Origin of the sequence: Teredinibacter turnerae T7901 (assembly GCF_000023025.1) — a bacterium.
Classification (GTDB): Bacteria; Pseudomonadota; Gammaproteobacteria; order Pseudomonadales; family Cellvibrionaceae; genus Teredinibacter; species Teredinibacter turnerae_B.
The window spans coordinates 48,772-73,605 of the sequence record NC_012997.1 but is presented as its reverse complement, the minus strand read 5'-3'; the positions used below and the strand labels follow the sequence as shown (position 1 = coordinate 73,605).

Here is a 24,834-nt window from a genome sequence, read left to right as displayed (position 1 = left end):
TTAGGGATATTTAAAATATCAGTCAATAGTTTGGATGTCCTATTTATTTCTTGTCCCGGCGCACTGGATGTCCTACTTATTTTTTTATTTTAAGAACCGCCACCAACGGACACCCATTGGTGAGATTAACCTCAAAGGCCATTGGTTAATCAAAGCGGGAGTTGAGATTGATTCGCCTGTGAAGGTCAGGGTTATGGACGGGTATTTGGTGCTCACCAGCGAACGGTAAAAATCAAATAGGCACTCAGCGAGTGCCTATTTGATTCATTTAATCAGTTTCTACTTTTTTAATGCGCTTGCTAAATAAAAAACTAATTGCTACACCTAATATTGCTCCACCACAGGCCCAATATAGTTTTTCGTAGCCACCGCCACCTTTATCACCAATCAACAAACCCACAATACATAAAAATACTACCCAAAAAATTATCTTTCCCTTACTAACATTAATCATGTCTGATCTCCGTCGTATTAGCCCAGGGATCTAATTTAAACTTTATAGTGTCAATAGTTTGGATGTCATTTTTTCTCCTGTCCCTCTGATTCTCTCCTTGATTGACTCATCTCTGGCCGGGGCTCTCTGCAGCTAAGGAATAAAATATCTCAACTGTTAATTGGGGCTGCACTTTATTAATTGAAGTGGGCCGCATTATTTTCTGTATACGACTTATCCAATCTCAATATCTCAGAGGATAGCCAATCATTAAAGCTTGCCCATTTTTCTCTATCAATGTCGTTGCTTTGCGGCAATATACGAAACACTCCTCCATTTCCATCAATGACCGCATAGGAACCATCCTCAGCATAGTAACCCACAACAAAATCACTATCAATTATCCCTTTAATCCGTGCGCTTTCATTAGGAACTATTACGTTTGAAGGGTAATTATAAATATGTATATCGGCTGTACGTGATAACGGAACCAGCCCAAACACTCTCATACTACCCGAAAAAATCATTAACCCATTAGAACAAGTCAAAAATTTTTTATATTGGACTGGAAGGCCTCGTTCTAATCGATTTTCCAACTCCACAATACCGGCGTCTTTTAGAGGCGCATAAATAACGTTTATATATGCCTTCGGCGCAATGTGGGGTGCAAATCCAATTAATTTGGTACCCATTTCATTAATGATTTCACCATACCTCCCCCAATGTAACAATGGATCAAATACGTTTTTCATCGATAAATAACCATCCATTCCACACCCAACTTTAAAAACAGTGAATCAATAAAAACAATTGGGCTTACAAGCATTACCACCACTTAATCGCTCAGCAGCTTCAATCCCCAATATCACAAAAGTGACTAATCTATCAAGCGTTTCAGAAAATTTTTCTGTCACGAACTCCACTAACATATCGCCTTTACAGAACTGCATCCACCGTTCAACAACCTCGGTACGTGACCAGATCTGCGCGCGGCTTTTATCCACATGCAACAACACGTGGTAATGGTTGCTCATTACCGCGTAGGCACAAATATCAATAGCGTAAATATACGACAGGAATTTAAGACGGGAAACAATCCATTGTTTGCGGTGATCATAGCTCTCACCCGTAGAAAAATCCTCCCCACACAAATACGCCCGCCGCACACACCGCACGTAGCAGTGATAGAAGGGAGTTTCATCAAGGCAGACTTGGGTTTCTCTACTTGTGGTCATGATTGCTGATGTTAGGAAGATTTAGAAGGTTTGTCAGTAATTTGGATGTCCTATTTATTCTTCTTTATCTTCGTATTCGGGGTCAACCTTCACAACCATCGTGAAGGCCACAGGCAAAAAGAAAGCGGCTAAAGCCGAAGCCTTACCGCTTGCATTCAGATCGTTGTGAAGAGCCTTCTGATGACATTCACAACTTTTTAATTGGGGTCTGTCCCCGATTAATCCGGGTTAGAACAATCGGAAATCCTCTCTGTGTAAATCACAATGTCCATAAACTTTTTTTGATCTTTTTCCAAATCATAAACTTCCCTATACGGGAGCCAGCACAACCCTGTATCTAACTCAATTAAAAAATGTTGTGTCACATCTCCCTCAACAATAAACTGCCCGTCACCGTTAGTTTCACCTGAGCCTTTTTTTATAGTCGCAGGTAAAGTCATAAATGATGATGAACGAATCTCCAAAATACTTACCTGAATTCCAGATATGGGCTTTCCTGTCTTCTGATCCTTAACCACTCCGTTTACACGAACCGGCGAGAGCTGCGCGGCGCAACCAAAACACATGAGAGTAAAAGATAAAACGACGTATTTCATCATCTAATAACCCATCCATCCGTCAATTAAAGCTCTATTTCCTGCGTAAGCTTGGGACACAATAGTTATATGGTTACTATCAGGAAGAATAACATTCAATCCTCCGCTAACACTTCCTCCCCGAAAAGTATTCGGTCCAAAGCTAACAGCATTTCGCTGATAAAAATTAAGCGCACGTACCGTACTTGGCACCGCGTAAGATTTAATACCAAAAAACGAATCTCGATGCGCATCGAAGGTTACAAGCCCACTTACTGAAAAGCCTGCTTTTGCCACCTGATTTGCCAGCCATATAGCTTCATCACCACCTGCTGAATATCCCATTAAATACAATTCTCCATCAGGGTTAGACTCAAAAAAGTTTAGAGCTTCAGCAAGAGCGGCTTTACCATTTGAGTGTCCACTAAACGCATTTTCGTCATATAAGGTCGCCCCGTATTTGCGGGCAAGCGAGTTGAAAGCTGCGTTGTTACCAGTTCGTTCACCTCCAGCACCATCGAACGCAATTACCTTACGCTCCTTTTGTTCACGAACTGCCTCATCGGCCATGGCAAGATCACCACCAGCGAGCTTGTATACGTCTCTAAGCATCGCTGCTTCTGAATTACGAGCAGCGAATTTATCCATGGCTGCCACCACTATAGGAAGATCGGCGTCTTCCACTTCATCATAATTAACAGTTATTTTATATATTTCTTCACCTGAAGTTCTTGCGCGAACCTGAGCGAACAGCTCCCTTTGCTTTTCCAATAAATAAGGCCCAAGGTTTCGACCTGCTTCAATTTTATCTAGGTATAGGTCAGTAAGAATATGGACTACCATTCTATGACTCTTACCTAGATGCTAGGCATGTTTTAGAATGCAAAATGCCCTAAAATATTACTGTTGCACCCAATTGAAGCAAAGGTGACGCGCAGCTTTACTCGTTTGTATCATAGTGCAAGCGTAGTTGGGTTTCGTCTAACCAATGTCTCCATAACGATAAACGGTAAGGGGCCTAATTAATGGAACTGAATGCTTATTACGGGACCCTTTAAGAAACGAGTAACGGTTAAAGCCTAATGGGCTATGTTTTTTATCTCTAGCACCGAATCAACGCTCTGCAGCCAACTGTGCTTTGGCTTGCGAGCTGAACCTATGCAATCATCCTTATAAATAAACTAAACATAATTAACTTTTGTGCCAACCGAACTTATTGGCATGGTATGCTAGACCAAAAGGGTAGATAAATTTATCGGATGAAAGGAACTTTATGAAATTTAACACAACACCAATCTTCTTAGCCTCACTACTACTAACCAGCGGCGCTCTAGCCCCATCGGTAAACAGCAAACCACTCCCTAAAGATAATGCACATAACGTCGTAACGTTAGTAGATTTGAAGGATTTCCCCTCTTGGTTTCACGAAGCAATAAACCGCGAAAAATCTGTCAAGAAAAAGTCGTCACTAAAAATAAAAAAGTTCAATATTAACGAGAAGGTTTTAGGTAAATTAAAATTACAAGAATCCTCAGATACCACGTGGTATTACACTATTGATATTGGTACAGATTCTCCAGTGGAATGTTATGTATTCACAGAGTTTGACGGCCCTGCGAATTCATTACATAGCATGATAGAAAACAGCCTTAGCGCTATCGCCGAGCTCAACAAAAAACCGCTGTCTTCCAGATATACTTCTGCTTTGGGTGTCGGATTGGTGGGCGACACACCGTATCTAGCACTCGATACACTGTATTCAGTCGGTGAAGGCAAGAATAAAGCATCCGGCATCCTCAAAGGTTTATCGGCCGCAACAAACAACAGTTTACAAATTTGTACACATAACGAGCTTGGCTATAAAAAAGCTTTTCTAAACGTATTTACATCGTTTATAAACGCATTTATTGCGTCGGAAGAGAATCAGGAATTTTTCGAATCGGTGTTTGTTATGAGCATCAATGACCTACCACTAGGTTACGCGCGCGAAAAGTACGCGCTCGATGAAGACGGCGATATAGTGCTCCACACTGATTCAGCCATGCTTGCGCCCGTGGATGCCAGTTCGGTCGCACGATCAGATAGCGGTGCCAGAGAATGGAGTATGAAGGACGGCTCTATGATTAACAAAGTGAGCTATTCTATCGAAAATAATGTTTTAGCATCGAGTTTTTCATTAGAAATGCGTGACAGCAAATGGCATGTTAGCGGCGAACTTCAGGGAAAACCTGTCAATGCTGTATTAGAACATAACAATTGGCTGCTTTCGGGATATGGCAGCTATCTTGCTGCTATTGAGCTACAAAAATCAGATAAAATTTCCGAATCTTACCCAATGTGGGTTCCTGAAGCGGACCCGACCTCAGCACTAAAAGTGGTACTCAGTAAGACTCCAAAGGATCCTACCGCCAATTTAAAAATTGACATGGGGCCTATGGTCATGAAGTTTCTCGCGGAAAAAAGCGGTATATTCAAACACGGTACTATTGCGCAGGGGCCGATAACCATTGGCCTGCAACAGCTCTATGTTAAAGGCGAACCACAATTACCATGAAGCGCCTTTTTATCTTAGCTCTCCTTATTTTTACGACGACCACACAGGCAGAGCGTATTCCGTATCTCGCTGAGATATCTGTGCAGCTCGGTACGGAGCAAAACTTGCCACTGTCGGATGAGATTCGCTTTACTGTTGTCTCATCCAACAGTGAAGCCATTCTTAACAGCTTGCGGGAGCGTTCCAACATTAAGGTCGATCAATTAACTAGCAGTTCTGTCGTTATCACGTTAAAAGCTAATAGCCGATCCATAGGTAAACTAGATAATCGCTATCTGTCCAGTAGTTTTGTAATCGATCTGGAAGAAGAAAGTACCCAGAAGTTTGTTTCTGGCTACAAAGGCTCTAACGAGACTTATGCGGATATTAGGAAGATGGCCGAGTATGTTCGCGGTTATATTACTAACCCCACCTATATTCATAGCTTTAATGTTGCCTCACGAACGGCGAAATTGCGCAGCGGAGATTGCACTGAATATGCGGTACTGGCGACGGCACTCGCAAGAGCAGAAAAACTGCCTTCGAAAGTTGTTCTAGGTACCGTCATTCTCGAAGGAAACGATAGGGTGGTAAGCTATGGCCACGCTTGGTCTGAAGTCTGGCAGGACGGTCATTGGCAAATACTGGACCCGGCGCTATACGCGTCTAATTTTAATCGACATTTCTATTTGCCAGCGATGGAATTAGAGAACGAAGGTCCAGGTTATTCACTCGATTTAGTAAAGGCAATGCAGCTATTTCCAGTCAAAATAACGCATCTAGAGAGCAATTAACTTCACGAGCTCTATTAGTCAGCTAAGTAAAGCATACGCTTAAACATTCTAAGGAATCGTTTTGCTTCACGATAATTGCCATGTTCCTTACATCTCTCAACTCGCCCTACAACGATAATTTTTTAAGTTTAAAAACACGACTCTTAGAAATAGCTCTACAACCATAAATCGCTCTGGCGCATCAACCAAGCCTCGTTCCACTAAAATAAAAATTTTAGGTCGCATATTTTCTTTGCCATGCAACAAATCTAATCAATTTTTTAACACAGGATCAAGTCAACCAGTGTAATTCAGTAAGTTAGCTATATTTACCAGCGACTTGATTCTGTACTCCCGGTGCTCCTGTGTAACATCCAAACACGCCTGTACCAACAGGTTCCCAGTAACATTGCAATCCAAACCCAACCAAAAACACCCCCGCCGCTTTTTTCCTGCGCGAGCGGTGTTTGGCCTAGTTTGGGCGTAGGTGAATCCGTTGGCGTGGGTTCGAATGTAGGTGTCGGTTCGTTAGTTGGTGCCGGGCTTGGTTCGTCTGTTGGGGTTACTTGGCTGGTAATTTCTATTTCTGCATCGGCTTTGTTGCTCAGTGCGGGTTCGCCGGAGTCGGTAACGGTTACGGAGATGGAGTAGGCTCCATCTTGCAATTCGTCTGGGTCGAATTTAAAACTGGCTTTGGTGCTATCGATTTCCATTCCCAGTGACAGAAGTTCCCAATCAAACCGATGGGTATCGTCGCCGTTGGGGTCGTTAACATTTGCGGTTACGGTAACCTCGCCACCTGCACTCTCAACGGTTTTGGTTGGTTCGCTGCCCTGGGTTATCAGAAGGGTTATTTGTGGTGGTAAATTGGCATCGGTCACAGTGACCGTTGCAGATACTTTTTCTGCGACTACCGCAATGCTTTTTGCTTCGCCGTCGAGCACCACGCTCGCATTTTCCAATCGCAATACAAGCGCTTCGTCGTCTTCGTCTTGCCCGTCACCAAGTACCGTAAATTTGAGTTCGCGCACTAATTCGCCCTCATCAAAAATCAGCGTTGTTGGCAGGTTCGGCCCCTCATAATCTGATTCAGACAACGTGCTTTGTGGTTCCGCAGTTAATTTAACGTCAATTGGATACATGGGTGAAGTACATTCCAGCGCAACTGTTAACGTTATTTGATTGTTTTCCCCGCTGAGAATTTCAGTATCGGTGAAACCCATGGAGGGGTACACCGCAATTATCTGAGTATAAGCCGCGCTTATATTCCCCGCCGTATCCGTCGCCCGCCATTCAACGGTGTTTTCGCCACAGGGCACGGCAAATGGGGTTTCACCATCGGCAACAATATTTTCTCCATTTAATGTTGCCGACACAGTTGGCGCAACATCAACCAGATCGGTCGCCACCACGTCTACAGCATCCAGCACCATTTCAATCATCCGGCCCTGGCTAAAACGCACAATATTATCTGGCGCACCTACAATAACGGGCTTGCCGTTATCCGGGCCGAGGGCAGGGTCCTGCTCGTCGTTAACGCCGTCGTTATCGTCGTCGGTATCCTGATTATCACCTATGCCGTCGCCATCATAGTCTGCATATTCCTCGGGATCAGTCGGAAACGCATCGGCGTTATCGCCCACGCCATCCAAATCGGTATCGTGAATTTCAGTGGGGTCATTGGGGAAGGCATCGGCGTTGTCGCCAACACCATCGCTATCGGCATCAGATGTTTCGGTTGGATCGTTGGGAAAGCGGTCGCTGTTATCACCAACGCCATCCTGATCTGTATCTGTGGTTTCCTCCGGGTCTGCTGGAAAGGCGTCACTATTGTCGCCAGTACCGTCACCGTCAGAATCCAGGCTTTCCGTTGGATCATCCGGGAACACGTCGCTGTTGTCGCCAATCCCATCGCCATCGCTGTCGGCACCTTCTCCGGCATCCTCAGGGAAGGCGTCACTATTGTCGCCAACTCCGTCGTTATCCGTATCTTGCGTTTCGGTCGGATCGTCGGGAAACACATCGTCAGTGTTGTCGATACCGTCCGCATCGCGGTCATTATCGTCATGATCCAGAATGCCGTCGCCGTCGCTGTCTCGGAATACTGATTTCCCTATCGTAAGCCCTGGCAGTTGGTGCGGGTTACCAAAATCCCAGTCGCTCGACCAGTTCTGGTAGAGGCTAATATTGCTGCAGGTCTCGTCGCTCGCAGAGGTAGGGCACTGCAGGGTTGCCAAGGGTAAACCCCAACTAGCGCCTTCGTTAGTCTCGCCCGGTGCGACCCAGTAGTTGTACAACAGGCTCGATTCAGCGACAAGCTGGCCAGCCAGGGGCAAGCTCACTTCTTGGGTGACAGCGTAGCTGTAGGCGATGCTGCTTTTATAAAGCGAACCGACTAACCCACCCGCATAGTTGCCGGTAACAACAGCGCCTGTCGCGAACGTATTCAAAAATGCAGAGCCTGAGGAATACCCCACGAGGCCTCCAGCATAGTCACCGTGGGCCTGTACCTGCGCCGCGCTAAACACATCAAGTAGTACGCTATCTAGGGCCTGCCCGACCAGACCGCCAGCAATCCCTTCAAGACCAATCCCGTTGCTTTGCACCTCGCCCACACCGTAGCTTCGCGTCACCGCTGTATTGCGAGCCACACCGGCGACCATACCTGCGCGCTGCCCAGCATGAATAAGTGTAAGTTCACCTTCCAAACCCAGATCGCGGATCTGGGCGTTTTTCAGATAGGCGAATAGCCCCCCGGACAGAGCAAATGGCCGGAACACAAAAAGGTTTAAAATTCGGTGGCCATTGCCCGAAAACTCGCCGGTAAAGGGGTTGTCCATATCGCCAACCGGCAGCCAGCCCGCGCCGTCGTTCCAACCTTCATCAGCGGTGTCAATTTCACCATTGCCGTTCGTATCGAAGTCGAGCTCCCCCATCAGCTCATAGCCTCGACACTGCCGTACGGCAAACCCGTCGACCAAAACCACCGGACAGCCGGATTGATCCAATACGGCCTCTGCACTGAGTCTCTGCCCCAAGCCCGCCAAGCTGTAGCGGATGGCACTTAGCTCCTCCCAGTTCACGACATCGATAAGTCCGTCTGAATCGGCGTCAGCATCGGCAAGCCCATCGCCATCATCGTCGCTGTCGAGCAGATCGTTGACGCCGTCGTTATCGCGATCGTCTGGGGAGGGGTCGAGCACTAAACCAGAGGACGCCTGGCAAGTGGAGTCGCACTTCGGCGCCCAGCTATCAGGCTGGCCATCCAGGTCCGTATCTTCATAAGCCGCAGGGTTATTGGGAAAGCCATCGATAATCAGGCCCGAGCTTGCAGCACAATCGGTACGGCACTCCAACAACCACCGGTCGGGCGCTCCGTCGCCGTCACTGTCAGCCACTGCCGCCCCATTGAGCGGGAATTGATCGCTGGCGTCTTCTACGCCGTCGCCATCACTGTCACGATACACTCGGCCGTGCAGCGCAAGCCCCGGCAATTGCTCGCTGCTGCCGAAATCCCACAGCGGTTCGTCGTCGCCGTTTCTAGCCTCTCCCCAATGCGGGTATACGAGCCCGTCCGCGCAGTTGGCGTCGCCAGCAATTTGCGGGCAGGCCAGCACTTCCAGAGTGTCCCCATAACCGGCATCGCTCTGCTCGGGAAGTATCGACAACCAGTGGTTTGCAGACAGCAAACCCTCATCTACACGGCCAATAAGAGACAGTTTCATCATCGTGTGAAGCGCGAGGTTATCGCTCACATGGCTCTCGTCGCCAGAGAGCACACCCACCAGTGATCCGCGTGGATTAAGACCACGCACCGCGCCGGTTGCCAGTGTGTTGGCGATCTCGCTCGATACGGCTTTGCCGATCAGCCCGCCGCATACGCCGCTAGCGGCGTTAATGCTGACAGCCGCCATAACGGCACTGATGTGCACCTGCTCTGCGTAGCCAATAAGGCCACCTGCATAACTTTTCGATATGGATTGTGCGCGCACCTCCCCAGCAACATAGACCTCTTGAACAACGGAATAAGACGCTACACCCGCCAACATTCCCACTTGAAGTTTACCGTGGACCTTCGCGTGATCGCCCTGCAATGCCAAGCCCGTAATAGTGGCATTTTGAATAGCGCCGAATAAACCTTGCTGCGGGTACGCATCCCGGTCGATCACCAGATTATTGATGCTGAAGCCGTTACCCTGGAAATCCGCGCGAAAAGGCGCCAGCGTGTCCCCGATGGGGAGCCATCCTGTACCGTCGTTCCAAAACCCGTCCGCTTCGTCAAAAACACCGTTACCGTTAGTGTCCAGCTCAATATTCGCTGTTAGCTCATAGCCGTGACACAAGGGTTGCTCGATGCCATCCACCACCCCCAGTGGACAGCCCGATGTGTCATTTGCCGCGCCCAGAGTAGTGATCTGTCCGGAGCCTTTCAGGTTGTGTCGCACTGCATCCAGTTCCTCCACCGTTGCTATGTCGATAAGTCCATCGGAATCTGCGTCCGCATCCTCGCTACCATTGTTGTCATCGTCGGGGTCATCACCGTCTTTCAGACCGTCGTTATCACGGTCATCCAGGAAGGGGTCAAGCGATAAGCCAGATCCCTCCTGACAATGAACGTCACAGTCGGGCGTCCAGGCATCGGGCAACCCATCGCCGTCCTCATCCAGGAAGGCGGCAGCCGTGTGTGGAAAGGCATCCCATATCAGGCCGGATGCATCCCGGCAGCCTTGGTCGCAAGTCAGGTTCCAACTATCGGGTGCGCCATCCTTATCGTTATCCCTGGCAGCGGCGAATTGCTGGGGAAAATCGTCGTCTTCATCCGGCACACCGTCAACATCGGCATCGTTGTTGATGCCAGCATCATCCAGTGGAGTGGGGATTGGATTGGGACCCTGAAACGCGTTAATCTCGGCAAGGCCGGCGTCGTCCAGATCGTAATCGCGACCAGGTTCGGCGTGAAGGAGCAGGCTACAGAGTGCGAGGGGGGCGATCAGCAATGAGCGCAACATAATCTCTCCTTGGTACCGCGAAAAGTGCGCGGCACGAACAGTCCTTTACCCTTGCGGGGGAAAATTTTTATATTGTTTTTTCTAACAGCGGGTGGGCAGGAATACTGGCGCAGGGTCGACCAGCCCGATGGATAGTGTACGATTTTTTGGCGTGCGGATTAACTGGGGCCTGTAACTATTTTCGGTAAAAATACCGGGTATGAGTCTGCTTAACATACATCTACAACCACAGGCCCGCCGGGGTGCAGGCCTGTGGATAGATGTCATGCTTTTTAGGTGCTATTTTTTAGATGCTATGGCTTTGAGTTGCTACGGTTTGTTATCGAGCTTGCTGCTTATCAATTTGCGCGGAGACCTGCGCAACCACACGGCGATTAGCCAATCGACCGGCTGCCGTTGATTCATCCGCGATGGGCTGTTCCTCGCCGTAACCTCGCGCATCCACACGACTGGCTGCAACGCCATACTCAGAAATAAGCACCGCGGCTACTGCGCTGGCACGGCGCTGCGACAAGCTTTTATTGTAAGCCGCTGCACAACTGGTATCTGTATGCCCTTGAATTTCTACCCGGGTATTTTCGTACTGCGCCATAAAATCAGCGACTTTTCGAATTTCGCTAAAAAACTCAGGTTTAACCACCGCACTGCCTGAATCGAAATTCACCTTAAGGTTAATGGATATGGTTTCGCTCAGTGTCACGGGGCAGCCACGGTCATCGACCTTTAATCGTGCCGCAGTAGCTGGGCAGTTATCGAGGTAGTCTGCGACGCCGTCCGCGTCCGTATCCAGCGCACAACCCCGTGTATCCACGGGTGCACCGCTCGGTGTGTTCGCACAGACATCTGAGGGATCCGGAACTCCATCGTTATCCGTATCTTTCGCTCTTACTGCTCCGGATTTTCTGGGTGCATCGCTACCTCCCCATAAATAGGAAAGCGTTACCGCTGCGACGTTATAAAAGGCATCTTCACCCTCAGTCATAAAGAAATGATTGAGCGCTGAGCGAATTTCCCAGTTTTCTGCAAGGCGAAATTTGATGCCCGCACCGACCGTGGTGATCGAAGAGCGATAGTCATCGAACAAATCGGTTTCCAGCACAAGTTGCCCCCAACCGAGGGATAGATAGGGTTGCACACGCCCATCAGTGTTGAAGTGGTATAGACCTTCCAGAAAATAATGGTGTGCATCCACATCAAGGTTGAACAGCTCCAACTCTGTTTGCGTCTGTTCGACAACCAGCCCAGCAGAAATTGCAGGCGTAAAACGATAAGCAGCCAGCCCTCGTACACCTGGGCTAGCCTCAAAGTCGAGGTAATCGTCATAGTCAAAATAACTGCCCCCCAGCCCTACCTCATAGGTAGGATCAGAGGCATGCGCCGACATCTGTGCTAAACCCACAGCAACGGTAACGGCTGCGACAATGAATGATTTTTTGAACATGTAAACTCCTTGTAGCAAGGCTGCCAGCAAGATTTCACTGCGCCGCACATTGCTGTCCTGAATGAAATTGGTCTGTCGGAGAGACAGCCGCGAAGGAGTTTAACGAGTTAGCGAAAACACACTGAGGTATCGCGCGCCAAAATCCACGTGCCTATTACACGTGCCTATTAACAGTGCGTTAGGCAGGACAGCATAAATCGAAAGTTTTACCGCTGTTTTAAGTGTTGGCGGTTTCTCTGAGACACCCGCCGGCGGGATTTCTTAGCGCCAGACTTACGTTCAGCGCTCAAATGCAAAAGCACAGCACGAGAACCAATCGAGTTTGTTCACCAGTTCATTCCCGGACGCCAGCCATTCCTGTCCGTTAACTAATGCATTTAACTTATGTTCCCGTCTCAGGCCGTTGCGGCGTATAAATCTACGTTTAACCCCGTTTATTAAGTGCCACCCAAAGTAACAACTAGACGCAGATCACACTATTTTGGTAACTGTTACCACACATTTAAGCGTTTTATATACGCTATAAGCATATATAAAATTACTGTTTATAACTAAAATTACGAACCGTTAGTCCAGAATCACAATATATAGCCAATTAAATGTTAACTAACGCTATATGTAGGCCAAACTCCAATTATGAGAATAATTATCGAATAAGCTGTAACAAAACTTTTATTTGCCAAAGGTGTTACCCATCGTTACAATGCGTAGCACAAGGTAACAGAAAGCCTTGAACGGAGGTCAGGAGAGACACTCCTGACATTCGGTATCAACCACCACCATAAAATCTTTATAGGAGATATTTTCGATGAACAAGCTTGCAAGCATAGCCTTGGTTGCGCTTCTGTCGAATGTGGCTGTTTCTGGTGAAGTTGGTGCCCTTGATCCTCAGAATTCCAGTGCTTCATCTTACGATGTCGCGCTTGCGGAGATAGGCTCCAGCAAAAGCTGGGTAGCTACGGACGACTTCCGCGTCGTGCCTGTTGAGACCGTGAACTCACGCCAGGAAGCGGAGCTCAACGCACACATGATTAGCGTCAACAGCAAAGTTAACGACAGTTTGAATGCTCTGATTGAGCAAAAGGTAGCGCAATCGCTGCGCTAATTGGTCTCTCTGAAGTTTGTAGTAGTGAGACCTGCAGTATAGCGTTTCGATTGCACTTTATTTGACCGGAGAAATATGCGCTCCGGTAACAGTTCCCTCATAGACACACCGGTTTATACCGAGTCTTGAGCCCTGCACTCCCTTCCTCTATAACAGTGCAGGGCTTTTTTTTGCCCATTTTTTTCGCTTTACGCGTCCGCCCTACTCTCCATCCTGACTAGTCCCATCCTGCCCAGACCCGTCCTGACCAGTTGCCGATTGAAAACAGGTCGCCAACTTATTTGCTAACAACGCAAGAAATGCTTCGTAGCTTTTCGTGGTTGCCGCGCTCGCCAGCAGGTCCACCACAACCAGGGGCGCGCCCAGTTTTTCGGCATAGGGCTGCGCCTGTGGCAACTCTTCAACATCCGCCAGCAAACATTGGCCCGGCAACATACGAGATTTCGCCTGCATTAAGGTGTGCACACTGATTTGCTGCTCGGGCACCTGCACCAGGCTTGCTGACTGTTTTATCCCCAGAGGGGTCAGCAGATGATGCAGACTCTCATGAAACACCAATACCCCAGCCTCTGTTGGCAGTGCGGCGAACCGTTGTTGCATCGCCTGAGTTTGCTGCCGCAAGCGAGCGTTGTAGGTACTCGCCGCAACCAGTACATTCGCTTCGGGGAACGCCAAAGCAAGTTTTTCTGCAACAGCGGTCACCAATTTGGTCATAGCACCTGCACTCAACCAAAGGTGGTAATCCACAACCGGCTTTTGCATCAATGCCGCAAAACCAACGACATTTTCTGGCCGGCGCTGGCCAATGGCTTTGGCCAGATACTGCTCCATCTCCGGCCCCACCCACACAACAATGCCCGCGGATTTAAGGCTGCGTAACTGAGAAACCTTGAGCGCGTGGTGGTGTGCGGATTGGCCGCGCGGCACGATGGACTCGACACTGACCTTGTCTGCCAGTGCCGCCTCATTGACTAAATCCTGTACCGCCAGAGCCAAAGGCGGCAGCGAGGTAACGATGCTAAAAGGCTCTGCCGGGGAATTGGACTCGGCTCCAGCAGTGTTCGCCAGCCCAAACAGGGCAGCGGCAAAAAGCATAACTAAAGATCGAACTTGCATAGGGAAAACACGAACACATTGTGTAAACGTTATATGATAACATAACTACTCAATAATATTGCTGTCACATTCTTATGTCTTCAACAGAACGCAGCCACGACCACACGGCCTGCATAAAATCCGCGCTGCACAATGCCGATCTCGTATGTCGCCGTGCTGGCGCACGCCTGACGCCCCTGCGTCGGCAAGTGCTGGAGCTGGTGTGGCAAAGTCATAAGCCACTGGGGGCCTATGCGTTGATGGAAATGCTGCAGGCAAATTCAGACCGTAAACGCGTTGCCCCCCCGACGGTGTACCGCGCGCTGGACTTCCTTATCGAACAACGCCTGATTCACAAGGTTCACTCGTTAAACGCTTACCTTGGCTGCAGCAACCCACGCAGCGACCACAGTGACGCGCTGTTTATTTGTACCCAGTGCGGCTTTACTGAGGAGGTGCCGAGCCATTCCATCCAGCAGGCAATAAACCTCAGCGCCTCACAACAGCGCTTCACAGTGCAACAAAAAGTGCTGGAAATTGTAGGTATCTGCGGCGAATGCCGGGGGAGTAAAGGGTGATCACACTTACCGATGTCTGTAAAAGTTATGATGGCCGGACAATTCTCGACAGGATTAATTTCACCCTTGGTGAACGCGAAATTTGCACGCTTATTGGCCCAAATGGCGCGGGTAAAAGTACCTTAGTCAAACTGATTGCCGGATTGGAATTACCGGATGCAGGCACCATTCAACGCGACCCTCGCCTGCGTATTGGCTATGTACCACAAAAATTGCGTATGGAAGCCAGTATGCCTCTTAAGGTCAGCCGATTCTTAAGCTTGGCAGACCCTCTAAAAGTCAACCGCGCCAGTGTATTGGAGCAGCTGGGCATACTGCATATCGGCAACAGTCAAATGCACAGTCTCTCCGGCGGTGAATTACAGCGGGTACTGCTTGCGCGAGCGATATTGCGCAAACCGCAGCTGCTGGTATTGGATGAACCACTGCAAGGCGTCGACGTCGCCGGCCAGGTTACGCTCTATCGCTTAATTGCGTCTCTGCGCACCCAACTCAACTGTGCCGTATTGATGGTGTCTCACGATTTGCATCTGGTCATGGCGCAGACAGATTCGGTTATTTGTCTGAATCAGCATGTTTGCTGTCACGGCAAGCCGGAAAGTGTCAGTCGACACCCGGAATACCTTCGTCTGTTCGGTCGCAGTGTTGCGGATGACCTTGCCGTCTATACCCATCATCACGATCATCAACACAATTTACACGGCGACGTTGTTTCGTCGTGCGGGCACCACCATGATTGACCTTTTCACGCTGCAAATAATCGCGCTGCCATTAATCGCAGGCATGGGCATTGCCGCCATCGCAGGCCCTTTGGGCAGTTTTGTAGTGTGGCGACGCATGTCATATTTCGGTGACACCCTAGCCCACTCAGCGCTGGTTGGCGTAGCTCTGGGTGTATTCGCCGGTATAAATCTTACCCTTGCTATGGTGTTGGGCGGTGTGGTCGTCAGCCTCAGTTTGTGGCAATTGCAAAAGCAACGATCGCTCGCCGCGGACACCCTGCTGGGCATCCTTTCTCACAGTAGCCTGGCACTGGGGTTGATTGGGGTCAGTCTACTCGCCAGCGCGAAGGTAAACTTGTTCTCCTATCTATTCGGCGACCTGCTGACGGTAAACGCCAGTGATTTACTGATGATTTACCTGGGTGGAATGATCTGTCTGGCACTGCTGGTGTTCTTCTGGCGGCCGCTGCTAATGACCGCGATAGATGAGGACCTTGCCCGCGTTGAAGGTATAGCCGTAGAAAAACTGCGCCTGTTATTGATGGTGTTAATGGCTGTGGTTATCGCGTTAAGTATGAAACTAGTCGGCGTTTTATTGATTACTGCTCTGTTGATTATTCCCGCAGCAACTGCACGTCGGTTAACTCAGTCACCGGAAGCGATGGCTTTGCTCGCTGCCTCCATTGGCGTTATTGCGGTGGTTGGCGGATTGTTCGCCTCTGTTGTACTTGATGTACCAGCCGGCCCTGGAATAGTTCTTTGCGCCGCAGCACTTTTCGTTCTATCCTTACTCAAACACGCGCGCTAGCGCCTGTGATTTTTTCCCGCGAGCGAGAGAAACCCAGCACCCGATTTTTCCTGTGCTATGGTTTTTTTAATTCGCAGAAAAACTACAGGACGTACAATGCGGTGGAAAATCAGTCAGTGTAGAACCAAGCTAAGTTTACGCATTTTTTTATTAAGCCTGGCTTTAATTGCTGGCTGCGTTAAATCACCACGCATCTACGATGTACAGCGTCACACAGTAGATAACGCCGTGAGTTTACCCCAGAACTGGACGCCCGCTACCCGCGACCATATGAACCAACTAAGCTTTGGTTCTCGCCTGATTCCTTACGAGTGGTTTTACGCACTAGAGCAAGCCGACTCTGATACGCGTTTTTTCTCTCACCAAAACATTCAAGAGCTTGGCTTTATTCCGAGTAATGTTTCAGAACAGAATGCCGATGGCTTACCCATAGGTTTTGTTGCGGACGAATGGCGCGGTGAAAAATGGCTGGGTCTCACCTGCACCGCCTGCCATACCGGACAGCTCCATTTCCGCGGCCAGACTTTGCTGATCGAAGGCGCGCCCGGAATGTTCGACTTTCAAGCTTTCGAAAAGGGACTCTTTCGCGCGCTGCAAACCCTCCTGACAGACAACAACAAGTACCAGCGTTTCACCAGGCAGCTGCAACCAGAAAACCCGGGTGAACTCATTGCCGCCTTGAACGAACGGGTAAGATTCATGAATGCGCGGCTGAAAGCCAATCGCACCACCGTACCTTATGGCTACGGTCGCCTAGACGCGTTCGGACAAATATTTAACGCGGTTAGCGCCGCCGCGCTCGAATTACCCGACAACACACACACTGCAAACGCGCCGGTGAGTGTGCCGGTGTTGTGGGACGCCTCACACCTGGATGTGGTGCAGTGGAATGCGTCCGCCGTCAATAAAGAGCCCGGTCCTCTCGGTCAGAATGTCACCACAGCACTTGCGGTATACGGCACGTTAGAACTGGATAAAAAAACCCTGCTTGGCTACAGCAATTCAGTAAACATCCGGAATTTGGGCACAATACAGCGGCACTATTACGACCTAATGTCGCCCCAGTGGCCCCAGGATATTCTTGGCACGATAAACACTGGCCTGGTACAAACAGGAGCAGCGCTCTACCAGAGCCACTGTGCCAGCTGCCATGTCGTGATCGATAGCCGCAACCCAAAACGCCAGTTGAGAGCAACAGTGGTACCGCAAAATATTATTGGTACAGACCCGGTGATGACGCAAAATTTCGCCGCAGCAAAAGCCCGCACCGGCAAACTCGAAGGGCGTAAAATCGTCGCTGGCCTCAAGGGGAACAAACTCCCGACTGTTGCACCTACTTTGGATATAGTGACTCACTTGGTCTCCAGTGTGATGGCGAATCGACCACTGGCAAGTATCAACGCAATAATGACCGAGCGCCAACCACAATATGAATACGAAGTGGATAGAAAGGCATTGAATTATAAAGCGCGTCCATTAAACGGGCTTTGGGCCTCAGCACCATTTTTACACAATGGTTCGGTGCCCACGATTTACGACCTGCTGCTGCCCGCAGCGGAGCGACCGAAAGTGTTTTTGGTGGGAGATGTGGATTTCGATCCGCAGCGGTTGGGATTATCCCAATCGGGTGGGACCTATCGATCGACTTACGACACCTCGCTGTATGGCAACAGCAATCAGGGGCACGAAATCGCTACACATCTAAGCGAAAAAGACAGGCTGGCATTACTCGAATACTTGAAAACACTATAGTTGCAGAAAAATCGTTAAAAAATTAACGAAACAGAACCGATTCACCTACCCGGTCAATCAATAGTTTTCGGTAGTACTCCGCTTTCGCAATCTGTAAAAATTCGAGTGGATTATAGTCATCGGTTATTACCGGCGCATTGCCTGCAGGAATATTCACTTCACGTTGTGCCAGCCATTGGGCAGTACCCTTTGAGCTGGGATGCAAGCCAGGATTAAGTGGTGCGTCGGACACAATAAACACATAATCCGAAAAATCCTCGCCGAGCCTGGGCACATAGTTTTTCCGATGAGCAAAAACGGCGTCTAGCGTGGCGGCGATTGACTGTACCGGTTTCAATCGTGTTGGGTCAGTAAATCCAACAAAATTAACCGCAAGCACACCATTTGGCGTGAGTCGGCTTTTCAATAATTGAATCATTTCTTCGCTGAGCAAATGAAACGGCTCTGCGCCGCCAGTGAAACAATCGTGAATAATCAGGTCATACTTTTGATTTTCCAATCGTTGCACCTGATAACGAGCATCGCCGACGATAACCTTTCCTGTCGGGCGGAAATTAAAAAAGTCGACCGCACTTTTGGCTACCGCGGGATCGATTTCGATTGCATCTGTAGCAATTCCAAACTTGGCAAGATCGGCAACAAGATGGCCTGCCCCCAAACCGATCAACAAGGCTTTTTCACTTTCGAGCTTAAACCAGGGCAAAGTGCGCACGATACTTTGATACCCCAAAAGCCCCTGCCCTGTTGGCAGATGTTCGACGCCGATGGTTGATGCATCGGACATCAACCAGCGCAAATCTTTCTCTGGCTGATCAACAACCCTTACCCAACCGTAGTGGGTTTCCTGCTCAAATAACACATTGTAATTTTCGTAGGATTTTGCAGACGCATTTGCCGCCTGTGCTCCCACGCCGATCACCACCAGTAATCCAGCGATCAACCACGGCCACAAGCGGGTGGCTAATTTCATACGGTGGCGTTCGTATATTACTAAGAGCAACGCGAGCAGCAAAAGCACGAGTGCTAGCGCCCATAAAATTGCGTGAGTTCCGAACAAAGGCAGCAGATAAAAACCCAGCACCAGGGTGCCAAGCACGCTGCCAATAGTACTGATTGCGTAGACATTACCCGCAGTTGCACCCACCCGCTCAACCCTGGCAGTGGCCATTTGAATCACCAGTGGGCCCGCCATACCTAGCATTAACAATGCCGGGGTAAATAGCACAAAAGCGCTTGCCAGCGCGCCGCCGCGTAATCCCAGCCCGTTAAACATAAGTTGCACCGGCTGGCTTAAAACCGGGATAGCGGCAATAAAAACGGACGCCGTAAATACCGCATGGGGCAATCGCCATTGCCCTCGATTTGCGGCGAAAAAGCCGCCGAGGTAATAGCCGAATGCCAGTGCCAGCAACGACACTGACAGTAACGAGGACCACACCACCAAGCTAACGCCATAGTACGGGCCAATAATTCGCGTACCCAGAAGTTCGACCATCATCACTGCAGCACCAGTGACGGATACGGTGCCGTAAAAAACAAAGTTATCCAGTTTTGCCTGGGAGCCTTTCTGTACTGTCGGCTGTTTACTCATACCCAATGTCTCGTTAACTACGTGCGATTAACACGATTAATTCATACAGCTCTCGCCTGTGACTTTTACACCCAGCGGTGCATTTTCTCCGCCTTTTACGCCACTAAATTTAAATGTGACTGTCTGCCCGGGAGCAATTTCAGCGTTCCACGACAAGTACTCTCCCGTATAGGGGTTATTGCCCGATAGGGCCACATCGTCAGCATCGATAATGGCTGAACCGTCGGGGTATTCCCAAGTAACCGACCAACCATTAACAGGGTGGTTTCCTTTGTTAATCAGGCGGATCTCACCCGTAAACCCATATTGCGTCACACTGGAAATAATGTGTTCACACAGTAAAAACTGTTTGTCTGTGGGTTTATCGGGTTTCGGTTGGGCTGGCTCCTGTGCAGACTCTAAGGGTTGAGCTTGCGCGGGCTCGGCGGGGGTAGGAATATTTTTTTCGCTGGTCACCGTTTTTTCAGCCGGCTTTTCCGAGTGGAATTTTAGTGGCTGAACCGGTGGCGAATCGGTCATCTTAGGGACAGGGGTAAGTGAAACTTTATTCGCGGTTGACGGCCCCCTGTTTACGACAAGCAATACAGCACCAACAACTACAAAAAGCAATAACACAAGCAAGAGACTTTTTTTCATTCTTGTACCGCTCTTGTTTTACGACATTATCAGAACCAAACCGCGCCTGACTCACTGCAAATTACATATCGTCTAACGGCTGATACGAACAACGAAAACCTGTTAACTAAAGAAAACTAACCCGGCGTTGCCGGGCTAGAAAACACCTAAAAACCGATGGAGGCAAGGGAACAATCCCCGCCTCCCGGCAATTATTGAATATTGGTGCAGGTGTTGCGACCTATACAGGTCTGCTGATTTTCGTTGTGCCACCCACTATCAGCGTTTTGACAGATAGGCACCATCCATCCATACCAGTTACAGGTTCCGCCAGTCGTGCTGCCGGAAGAGCTGGAGCTGCTGGAGGAGGAGCTTGAACTTGAGGAGCTGGATGAAGAGCTTGAGCTGCTGGAAGACCCGCCAGTAGAACTGGAACTTGAGCTGGAACTTGAGCTGGAACTAGACGATGAGCTGGAACTGGAGCTCGAGGATGAGGAAGAAGACGTACTGCTACCACTGCCGCCGCCACCAAAGTCTACGTCAACGCAGCTGAAAAAACGCTCGTAAGTATGTTCGTTACGACCCCACTCAGCAAAAATCACATGGCGTCCTGATCGGGATGGAACATTACAGGTAACATTGATGTGGCTGTTTGCCATATCGGCTTCTACTGCAGAGTTAGTGCTGAAGTCGCCAGGCACAATGCTTTCATCACAGAACGGCTGATCTTCGAAATCGGCCCAGGTAAGTTCACGCGTAGGGTCGAACGAGAAGCCAGGCTTGGTGATGTAGAACACCAGCTCTTCAGTATCGCTGAAGTGCGGACCATAGCTGATATCCCAAACAAAAGTTTGCTGGCCAGAGTTAAACGACGTTACCGGCCAATTGGCTGGAGTATCGTAGGGTGCGGGGTTCCAGGTTTCGCCATCGAAGCCACACACGTGCTCGGTACCTTTTACAACTTTGCGACCTTCGTGGTGCGCAACCACACTCATAAAGTTGTACCAGTGGGAGTTTTGACCGCCCGCTGCACGGTAATTAGCGAAGGCTTCGTCACACTTGGCACTGCTGGGGTTATCGGGTTTTTGCTCGGCACCACAGTGTTGCTGACGAGAAGGGGGGCTTTCGATGTAGCCGTGACCGAAAGCCAATCCTGCGAAACCGAATAGCGCGACGGCAGCAGAGGCTTTAACAAATTTTGAAGCAAACATGGTTGTTTCTCCTGGTTGCATTGGAAGTTTTCAGTTTTGAGCGGGTCATCCTTGGAATAGGGAGTTTTACCTTTGGTTGCGGTAACACTCGCCGGCGCAGTGAGCTCTAAGCTCTTTTTCCATTAATTGCATCACCTTATTATTTTTATTGTCGCAACTTGACCACACGGTTTTGCTCAATCGGAAAGAGACGCAAACTCGGAGTGGGCTAACGCGGTAAAACCCTGAATCTACACGGGTTTTTCTCAGCTGCTGAACCTCCCACTTTTTTATTATTATCAGTAAAAGTGATGAGGCTATTTTCTCAGCGAGCTTGGTGAGCCAGAACAGTATTCTCTGAAGCTGGACGATTAATCAACAGGTAGATTATGGATTTCTGAAATAATGGCGCAAAAATCAACACACAAGATCAAGCAAAAACCCCTAGCGCGATAATTCGCTATGTATAAAAACGCATTAATTTAATTTTCTAATTTATTCAGTCGTTATTTCACACGAATTTTTTATTTTGCCACCCCAGCAAACCACCCAAATTTATCAATGGCATAAACCAAGACTATCAAGCGCTTTTTAAGGTAGTCCTTTGGTCCAGTTTTTTATTCGTATTTTTGTATGCATTTTTTAACCGCCAATGAATTTTTCGACTGTGTTAGATCGTCCAGACTCTAATTCCAATCGCATGTATTTATAAACGAGAGATACAAGCGAGAGACACAAAACAGACACGTGGGCGCTATATCCGGATATTAGTTCCAACCGTGCGAGTTCTCACAAGCATTGCAAACCAGGTTTCATTTTACTATGGAGTGTTACCAAATTCCCCACCACAGTAACACTGCCATAGAACTCGCGCGGTATACTCGCTTGATCCAACTCGTTCATAAGCGAAAAAAAATAGGTCTCCTTTTCCAGATTTGTTAGCCACGCCTTTTTTATAGCCCAGCTAACTGGGCTATAAAAATTTCAACAAAAAAAAACTAGGTAGGTCGACGACATAAACTCGGCAACCTGGCTTTCAACAAATAGCTCACTACAAAATGAGGAGACTCGGCAGCTAAAAATGGATTCTATGTGGGGAGGCTTTGTCCAGCCGAGGTTTTAAACGCGAAGGTTAAAGCGGCTGCGATTGTGGCTTTTGAAATACCTGGTCTACCGCCGCGATTATTTTTAACTGAGCAACCGTCGCAGGGTGCTGAATTTCAGCCGAACGAATCAACAAGCGGTGCAGCGCATTTATTCTGCCAGTAGAAAATTCATGTTTACAAGGCTGGAGTACCGCACGAACCTCAGTCGCAAGATCGCCTATTTCCCGCAACATATGATGACTTGCTGAATACAATTCGGACGCGCGATTATTTGCCACGTTAAATTCATTTTCGAACAAGGTAATAATCGCGCTTTTCAGTTCGCGTGTTGTACTGGTTTCACACGTCGCAACGCCGACTGTGAGTAACGCTGTTGCATCTATCGGATCGAACAAATTGTGGCAAGGGTTTCCGCTGTACTTATTTTTCCACTCGCGCTGGCGAAGCCAGTAAAGCGGATTGAAAACATTTAAGGATCGACCGGATCGCTGCTGGCGATACAGCGCCCATACCAGGCCTGTAATCGCGGTAAGCAACGCAATGAGGATGTGCATGAAAAACCGTCCTGTTGAACACTCGTCACTGGCTCGGTCGCTCGCAAACACACAACCCCAGTGTCCACGCCTGTCGTTATAGGTGGCCTCCCAGTAGTCGAAAGATCACCCACAGCTTCGGCAATTACGACAGATGCTAGTCGAATTAAAAAGTGCTACAAATGACTTTTTCACACTAAGAACATGATTATTCACACGCCAAACACTCTTATTACGTTTAGTTATGTTGGGTACAAAGTGTCTGAGGTGGACACATCCGTTGTTTCTTTGGCGGGACATTCGCCCTGCCAGCCAGGGCGCTCGGTAAATAAGGAGTCAAGCCGACAGTCGATTCGATCCCATACTGGCTGAACAATCTGACCATCGAACTGCCTAGCTGCGCGGCGTGAGTAGTAACTGATGATTATCCTGGTCGATCTGAAAATGGAAGCGGCTTAATACGTTCATCCCCAGGAGACCGTCGATTTGTCCACCGAGGTTTACCTCCTGCACAGAGACTTGCATATCGTTCAACTGAAATTCGCCAAATTGGGCACTGGCCACCTGCATTAGACGCCCCTGAGCGACACCGTTTGCGGTATTGAAATAGCGCCACCCCATGTCCTGCCAGCCAGTGGCGGAAATTTGCTGGCCGAACGCACGGGTGTTTAACATAGTAATACTGGCGCCAGTATCCAGCATCAAACTTACCGGCTCACCGTTGTTCAAGCGCAGCTCGACCAGATAGTGGTCGCCGACCGGGCGCAGCGGAACACTGCTCGCAAAGCCCGGCGACGAGCTGGCCTGGTATTCCCCTTCATCCGCCCACAGCTCCCGCAATTCTTGCGCTTTGCGGCGCCAGCTAGGGTCGGATGAAATTTCGTCCAAATAGCGAAACGCGGTTTTGTCATCGCCCTGCATAAGCAGAAGCTCAGCGTAGCGGTATTTGTCCCCGGAACTTGCGACTCCCAATAGCGTGAGTTGCTCATAAAAACTTGCCAGGCCAAACCAATCTTCCGCCGATGCTAATTGTGCATCGTAACGTACTACGAACTTATACAGCTGCTCTCGCACCTGGCTGCGCTCGATGCGGCTGGTGGCGTAGCTGTCGGCTTGAATAAAACTGTGTAGCGCTTCATTGATATAGCCTTTCGCCCAGTTGTACTGCGCTTGCAGCAATATCACTTTAATATCGTTGTAGCGGTAATTTAACCAGGTTTCGGCGAGCTCAGAGAACGCCCGCAACTCAGCGTTACTCAATTTAAGCTCCAGATGCTGATATACCATCGCGCGCCAGCTTTGTAGCTCGCTTTCGCTTAGCGCAGATTCCCTGGCCGTGTAGAAATTCACAGCTTGTTGATACTGCTGGTTATTCAGGAGTGTTTCGAAGGTCGCCGCGTCATTATTTCGCGCACTAAGCTGTTGTAACGCTGAATCGCCAGCCGGAACGGTGCGACTGTTGTCCGGTTCGCTCTCAGTTGGCGCATCCGCTGCTGGTGCAGGTGAGTCCACAAACACGGGTACGTATTTGTCCTTCTCAAGCACGATTTGTGTTTGCGTAGACGGCGTTTTGCCGGTCGATAGCCCGTCCCGGCCAGTAAATTGATCGCGAACAACCCATCCCGCAGAAAATGCTGCGCCTATTAGCAATACCTGTTTAAGCACGCTCACTGGTTCACCTTGGTGTGTTTTTCTATTCGATCAAAAATTAAAAACAGGGTTTCACAGGCGGAAATTCAC

At 49.1% G+C, this 24,834-nt stretch carries 20 protein-coding genes and 1 pseudogene; 8 read left to right on the top strand and 13 right to left on the bottom strand.

Translation table 11 applies throughout. The features are described 5' to 3' along the window. Positions 1–34 precede the first annotated feature (34 nt). Entirely contained in the window at positions 35–229 is a 195-nt protein-coding gene (locus TERTU_RS22420) for a SymE family type I addiction module toxin (RefSeq protein ID WP_080516680.1), read from the top strand. Between the two features lie 39 nt (positions 230–268). Here TERTU_RS22420 and TERTU_RS00280 read toward each other — a convergent pair whose 3' ends face one another. The 5 genes and pseudogenes from TERTU_RS00280 to TERTU_RS22110 form a co-directional block, all read right to left on the bottom strand. Then, complete coding sequence (locus TERTU_RS00280) at positions 269–454, bottom strand: hypothetical protein (RefSeq protein ID WP_012779312.1); 186 nt, start codon at positions 452–454, stop codon at positions 269–271. 176 nt (positions 455–630) lie between these two features. After that, positions 631–1,185: an SMI1/KNR4 family protein gene (locus TERTU_RS21050; RefSeq protein WP_228378222.1), complete on the bottom strand. Its 555-nt coding sequence runs from the start codon at positions 1,183–1,185 to the stop codon at positions 631–633. 168 nt (positions 1,186–1,353) lie between these two features. Continuing rightward, positions 1,354–1,584 (bottom strand): annotated as a pseudogene (locus tag TERTU_RS22405) (hypothetical protein); the annotation flags it as partial. Between the two features lie 302 nt (positions 1,585–1,886). Then, positions 1,887–2,267: a hypothetical protein gene (locus tag TERTU_RS00265; protein WP_041589993.1), complete on the bottom strand. Its 381-nt coding sequence runs from the start codon at positions 2,265–2,267 to the stop codon at positions 1,887–1,889. Next, on the bottom strand, positions 2,268–3,086 hold the full coding sequence (locus TERTU_RS22110; protein WP_015819287.1) for an alpha/beta hydrolase: 819 nt from the start codon (positions 3,084–3,086) through the stop codon (positions 2,268–2,270). It abuts the gene before it with no gap. Positions 3,087–3,516: 430 nt separating this feature from the next. On the opposite strand from TERTU_RS22110, the gene TERTU_RS00255 reads away from it, so the two are divergent. Both TERTU_RS00255 and TERTU_RS00250 read left to right on the top strand, forming a co-directional pair. Beyond that, positions 3,517–4,797: a hypothetical protein gene (locus tag TERTU_RS00255; protein WP_015817450.1), complete on the top strand. Its 1,281-nt coding sequence runs from the start codon at positions 3,517–3,519 to the stop codon at positions 4,795–4,797. Beyond that, positions 4,794–5,570 (top strand): transglutaminase-like domain-containing protein, encoded by a 777-nt coding sequence (locus TERTU_RS00250; RefSeq protein WP_015819053.1) that lies wholly within the window; start codon positions 4,794–4,796, stop codon positions 5,568–5,570. The genes TERTU_RS00255 and TERTU_RS00250 overlap by 4 nt, the downstream gene beginning before the upstream one ends. Positions 5,571–5,878: 308 nt before the next feature. Here TERTU_RS00250 and TERTU_RS00245 read toward each other — a convergent pair whose 3' ends face one another. Both TERTU_RS00245 and TERTU_RS00240 read right to left on the bottom strand, forming a co-directional pair. Beyond that, positions 5,879–10,558, bottom strand: a complete 4,680-nt coding sequence (locus TERTU_RS00245; protein ID WP_015818075.1) for a hypothetical protein — start codon at positions 10,556–10,558, stop codon at positions 5,879–5,881. A gap of 319 nt (positions 10,559–10,877) precedes the next feature. Next, positions 10,878–11,999, bottom strand: coding sequence for an OmpA family protein (locus TERTU_RS00240; RefSeq protein ID WP_015817157.1), 1,122 nt, complete (start codon positions 11,997–11,999; stop codon positions 10,878–10,880). Between the two features lie 808 nt (positions 12,000–12,807). On the opposite strand from TERTU_RS00240, the gene TERTU_RS00235 reads away from it, so the two are divergent. Further along, positions 12,808–13,104 carry a hypothetical protein gene (locus tag TERTU_RS00235; RefSeq protein ID WP_015817770.1) on the top strand — a complete coding sequence of 99 codons (297 nt, stop codon included), beginning with the start codon at positions 12,808–12,810 and terminating at the stop codon, positions 13,102–13,104. Between the two features lie 201 nt (positions 13,105–13,305). Here the strand turns inward: TERTU_RS00235 and TERTU_RS00230 are convergent, their stop codons facing one another. Next, positions 13,306–14,199, bottom strand: coding sequence for a metal ABC transporter substrate-binding protein (locus tag TERTU_RS00230; RefSeq protein ID WP_015820523.1), 894 nt, complete (start codon positions 14,197–14,199; stop codon positions 13,306–13,308). Between the two features lie 95 nt (positions 14,200–14,294). Here TERTU_RS00230 and TERTU_RS00225 point away from each other — a divergent pair, with 95 nt between their 5' ends. The 4 genes from TERTU_RS00225 (at position 14,295) to TERTU_RS00210 (ending at position 18,059) form a co-directional block, all read left to right on the top strand. Further along, on the top strand, positions 14,295–14,777 hold the full coding sequence (locus TERTU_RS00225; protein WP_015816832.1) for a Fur family transcriptional regulator: 483 nt from the start codon (positions 14,295–14,297) through the stop codon (positions 14,775–14,777). Next, positions 14,774–15,517, top strand: coding sequence for a zinc ABC transporter ATP-binding protein ZnuC (gene znuC / locus TERTU_RS00220; RefSeq protein ID WP_015818376.1), 744 nt, complete (start codon positions 14,774–14,776; stop codon positions 15,515–15,517). The genes TERTU_RS00225 and znuC overlap by 4 nt, the downstream gene beginning before the upstream one ends. After that, positions 15,510–16,307 carry a zinc ABC transporter permease subunit ZnuB gene (gene znuB, locus TERTU_RS00215; RefSeq protein WP_015818493.1) on the top strand — a complete coding sequence of 266 codons (798 nt, stop codon included), beginning with the start codon at positions 15,510–15,512 and terminating at the stop codon, positions 16,305–16,307. The genes znuC and znuB overlap by 8 nt, the downstream gene beginning before the upstream one ends. Before the next feature lie 228 nt (positions 16,308–16,535). Beyond that, the gene (locus tag TERTU_RS00210; protein ID WP_228378220.1) at positions 16,536–18,059 is read left to right on the top strand and encodes a di-heme-cytochrome C peroxidase; all 1,524 of its coding nucleotides are present in this window, start codon (positions 16,536–16,538) and stop codon (positions 18,057–18,059) included. 22 nt (positions 18,060–18,081) lie between these two features. Here the strand turns inward: TERTU_RS00210 and TERTU_RS00205 are convergent, their stop codons facing one another. From TERTU_RS00205 to TERTU_RS00185, 5 genes are all read right to left on the bottom strand, one after another. Then, a complete protein-coding gene (locus TERTU_RS00205) occupies positions 18,082–19,650 on the bottom strand; it encodes a fused MFS/spermidine synthase (protein WP_015817510.1) in 1,569 nt (522 codons plus the stop codon). A gap of 36 nt (positions 19,651–19,686) precedes the next feature. After that, positions 19,687–20,286, bottom strand: coding sequence for a cellulose binding domain-containing protein (locus TERTU_RS00200; protein ID WP_015819012.1), 600 nt, complete (start codon positions 20,284–20,286; stop codon positions 19,687–19,689). Between the two features lie 191 nt (positions 20,287–20,477). Next, positions 20,478–21,476 (bottom strand): lytic polysaccharide monooxygenase, encoded by a 999-nt coding sequence (locus TERTU_RS00195; protein ID WP_015820216.1) that lies wholly within the window; start codon positions 21,474–21,476, stop codon positions 20,478–20,480. Between the two features lie 1,111 nt (positions 21,477–22,587). Then, positions 22,588–23,115, bottom strand: a complete 528-nt coding sequence (locus tag TERTU_RS00190; protein ID WP_015817310.1) for a hypothetical protein — start codon at positions 23,113–23,115, stop codon at positions 22,588–22,590. A gap of 372 nt (positions 23,116–23,487) precedes the next feature. Then, positions 23,488–24,765 (bottom strand): retropepsin-like aspartic protease family protein, encoded by a 1,278-nt coding sequence (locus tag TERTU_RS00185; RefSeq protein WP_015816854.1) that lies wholly within the window; start codon positions 24,763–24,765, stop codon positions 23,488–23,490. Positions 24,766–24,834 lie beyond the last annotated feature (69 nt).